A 525-nucleotide genomic window follows, 5' to 3' on the forward strand; every position below is an offset into this window, starting at 1 on the left:
CCGCCAGTTCGGCCTCGACCAGCGCAGCGCGCGCGGCCTCGTCTTCGGCTCTGGCCAGCGCCGCGGTCAGCGCTGCTCTCAGCGCGCCAATATCGTCCGGAACGGCATTCTGGGCGGTGGCAACCATGCCCTGGAGTGAATCATAACACGCGTCCGCTGACTCGCGGAAAATGGCGCAAACTCAAAGAAAAACTCAGCCCGCGCGCTGCGGTCGGAACGTGTGACGCGGGTTGCGCCAATCGATCCCGTCGAGCATGTAGGCGAGCTGCGCCGGTGATATGGAAACCGTACCGTCCGCCGGCGACGGCCATAGAAACCGGCCCGCGACATGCCGAGCCCATCATGCCAGATAATCTTGATCAGATTGCCGCTGCGGCCGCGGAAGACATAAAGATCGCCGGCATGCGGATCCCGGCCCAACATCTCCTGAACCTGCAGAGCGAGGCCTTGCATCCCGCGACGCATATCGGTCCGGCCGACCGCCAACCAGATCCGCACCTGGCTCGGAACCGGGATCATGAAACG

The 525-nt window shown here is 64.2% G+C and carries 1 protein-coding gene and 1 pseudogene; both read right to left on the reverse strand.

From position 1 onward, the window contains the following. Positions 1-193: 193 nt before the first annotated feature. Complete coding sequence (locus tag NKH49_RS35090) at positions 194-280, reverse strand: hypothetical protein (protein WP_502908000.1); 87 nt, start codon at positions 278-280, stop codon at positions 194-196. Between the two features lie 107 nt (positions 281-387). Continuing rightward, positions 388-519 (reverse strand): annotated as a pseudogene (tnpB, locus tag NKH49_RS35095) (IS66 family insertion sequence element accessory protein TnpB); the annotation flags it as partial. Positions 520-525 lie beyond the last annotated feature (6 nt).

Source organism: Mesorhizobium sp. M1088 (assembly GCF_040318575.1).
Classification (GTDB): Bacteria; Pseudomonadota; Alphaproteobacteria; order Rhizobiales; family Rhizobiaceae; genus Mesorhizobium.